Below are 3,182 nucleotides of genomic sequence, written 5' to 3'. Positions count from 1 at the left end.
TGCCGACTTCTATGGTTTCGTCGCCAATGATGTTGCCGATATAGCGACTGCCAACGTCCTTGATGAATCTCCGATCAGAGGAATCTCTCCAGACGATCCGAACGCGCTCCGGGACGGGTTGTGAGAGCGCCATCTTGCCCTGCGTTTTCAGGCTCTGAGTTCCCTTGCCATAAAACTCATATTTTGCGTTTTCAGGGAAAAACTCCACCCCCCGAAACTCCTGGCCCGCCATCGCGTCGACGACCAGTTCGAAACCGGGCCGGCCGAATCGATCTAACATGCGCTGGCGGCTTTCGACATAACGAGCTTGCTCCGGTGTCAGCTTCTTTGGCGGCGCAGGAGCTGTTGTTCGGCAAGCCGTGAGGAAGACGGTGCCAAAGACCAGGAAGGCCCGGCGCGAAAGCGGCTTGTAGAATAGGCTCATGGTCGAGAGGCTTCGGGCGGACATAGAATGGAATCCTCCTTGAAATAGCTGTTCTTGCAGAGCCAAGCGACATAATTTTGCATATGCACTTCGCCAGTGACGTTGCCGAGCTTGCGAGGATCGAGCGCTGAACCGGTGCCCGTCTGTGCCGCGTCTCTGGGTAGCCAAGTGATGAATTCATATGTGTCAGCATGCGTCATGCTTCCATTGTCGAAGCTCATGTTCCGCTGACGATTACCTCCAATGGCACCGCGCACCTCGCGGTCCTCGGGGAATACGTATTCGATCCAGGGCAGATCGCCGTGCTGGACTGTGCGCGGCACCACATTCTTCGGACTGCCCGCCTGGATGACGTTACTCTGCTCATGCATAACGACGTTATGGGACGGAATCGGATCCACAGTGTCGATCGACAGTCCTGCCAGCCGCGCTTGCTCGACCATCCAATTCAGTGCGACCAGCGAGAGTCCTTGCTCAGAGTCCGGATACCCGCCTCCAACGTCGGCGTGCGCACCGATGAAACCCTTTTCGATCCGAATCTGGCCGGGCGTGTCGCTGCTCGCACCGATGGATTCGAGCGGAAAGCCGCCCCAATGCATACTATGTGGCTTCGGGTTGCGATATTGAAATTGGGTTTTGCTTCCTGATCTGTGCTCGTTCAGTGCAACTGCCTGTGCGACATGCTCAAATTCACTCGGGATGCTCAGGTTGTAGTTCAGGTTGCTGAAGTTGGTCGACAAGACGGTATCGAATAGTCCCATGAAGCGGAAGTTGACCGGCTGGCAGCCTGGAGAGCCATCGCGCTTCGTGTATTTGTAATACTGGACGCCTCCGTATTCGGCGGCGCTTGAGACGATCCTGTTGGAGAAGTCCCTAGCCTGCGCAGCACCCCGGCTGAACCCGATGACGTCGATGTCCATCACCGTATCGTCATCGAAGAGATCGGCTTCGTCACGCATGTACAGCATCATCCTCTCGATGCGTGCCGGACCGGAATAGTTGCCGCCCATGTCGTTGACGTAGGTTGGGTCGAGGGGTGTCAGCCACCAAAGGAGGCTGTAAGTGGCGTGGTCCTCGGGGCGGATATCGCCATAATCGATGTCCTTGTGCACGGTCCCGACGCCGCTGACGTAGCGATAGTTGCCATCGTTGTACGCGCGCAAGAAGTTGATGACGTTTGTGAAACCGTCGGGTGTCACGGGTGGGGCATTCGGGTCATCTGGATCGTCACGCATCCCACCCATCGCCGGATCGTTTCGATCGTCGCTATTCCCCGTCCCATCAAACGCAAACAGAATCAACCCATCCGGATCCACATTCCTGAGCGGATTGAACGCCACATACGCATACGGATTTGGCCCGTCCGGCGTGCCCAGCGGGTCGGGGGTGAGGTACTGGCCCGCCTCCGGGTCGTAGTAGCGCGCGCGGTTGTAGTGCAGCCCTGTCTCCGCGTCGAATACCTGACCGGGCAGGCGCAGGTCGAGGGTGAAGTCTCGGGACTGGATGGTGGCGGCGCCGAAGGGGGCGTAGGTGGCGCGCCAGAGCACCTGGCCGGCGGCGTCGGTGGCGAGTTCCGGGGCGCCGAGGTGGTTGCCGTGCAGCCAGACGATGCGCTCGGACTGCGTGAATGCGGCGCGGATCATGCGGACGAGTTCGTCCGCGAATTGCCTCGTGCCAGTGTCCTTGTGCTGCGCGGGTGCCACGCCCTGCGGGGTGTCGATGACGGCGAGCGGGAGATCCGCGAGCCAGACGTACTGGCGCAGGATGCGGCCGTCGGCGTCGAGCTCGGCGAGCGGTTGGCGGTGTTCGTCGTAGACCGTGTGAACCGTGCGCTCGCCGACCTGGCGGGTGTTGCGCAGGCCGCGGTGGTCGTAGCGGTAGCGGGCCAGGACCTCGCCGTGGTCGCGGACCTCGACCAGGCGGCCGCGGGCGTCCCAGTCGTATTCGCGATCGCCCCAGCGTTCGGGCTGGCCGCTTGCCGTGTAGCGGGCGGGGGCGGACGGATCGGCGCGCCGGTGGGTGCCGGGCTCGAAACGAACGGCTTGCGTGCCTGCGCTCAGCTCCTGCTGCGAGCGGGCGCCTTGCTGGCTGAGGATGCGGCGCTGGGTGGCGTCGTAGGCGAAGCGCCAGACGGCTTCCTCGGTGGGGGTTTGATCATCGACCTGCCAGCGGATCGAGGTCAGCAGGCGGCCGTGGCGGTCATAGGCGTGCCCGGTTGCAGTGGGCTGGGCGCCATCGGCGGCGGCACGCTGGCGGGTGTGCAGGAGGTTGCCGCGCACGTCCCACAGGTAACGATGGTCGAGCAGCGCGGCCGGGTCGTCGGCGAGGCCGAGGGCGCCGGGCAGGGCCGCGCTTTCCGCTTGTTTGCTGGTGATATCGGCGTCTGACTTGGTGCCGGTGTCGTCCGCCTGCGCTTGCGCGTGCGCCGGCGCGATGCCGAGCAGGCGCTCTGCGATCTCCCGCGTGCTGCGGCCGAGCAGTTCCATCGGCGATGTGGCCGCCGTCTCGAGCCGCGGCGGTGAAATACGCCGATGCACGACGCGTGCGAGCACCCCCTCTCGGCTGCGCTGGTGGAGGGTGTGGATGCCGTTGCCGCTGACATAGCTGCGCAGGCCGGCGAGGTCGCGCTCGAAGCCTTCAGCGATGATCTGCTCGCCTGCCGGCCACATTGACCACGAAGCGCCGACAGCGTCGCGTTCGAGCGCAACGACCTGGCTTTGACCGTTGCGCACATAGCGCAGGCGGCTGCCGTCGGGCA

Annotated in this window: 2 protein-coding genes; both read right to left on the bottom strand. The window is 63.1% G+C overall.

What is annotated here, in order from left to right; genetic code table 11:
• Positions 1 to 424: hypothetical protein (locus tag B4N44_RS12110; protein WP_296701130.1), on the bottom strand; the 424-nt coding region annotated here is incomplete at its 3' end.
• The coding region (locus tag B4N44_RS12105) for an RHS repeat-associated core domain-containing protein (protein WP_296701128.1) at positions 421 to 3,182 on the bottom strand (2,762 nt) is incomplete at its 5' end. The genes B4N44_RS12110 and B4N44_RS12105, both read right to left, overlap by 4 nt.

Origin of the sequence: Thiocapsa sp. UBA6158 (assembly GCF_002423035.1) — a bacterium.
Lineage (GTDB): Bacteria > Pseudomonadota > Gammaproteobacteria > Chromatiales > Chromatiaceae > Thiocapsa.
This window is presented reverse-complemented; position numbering and strand designations above follow the sequence as displayed.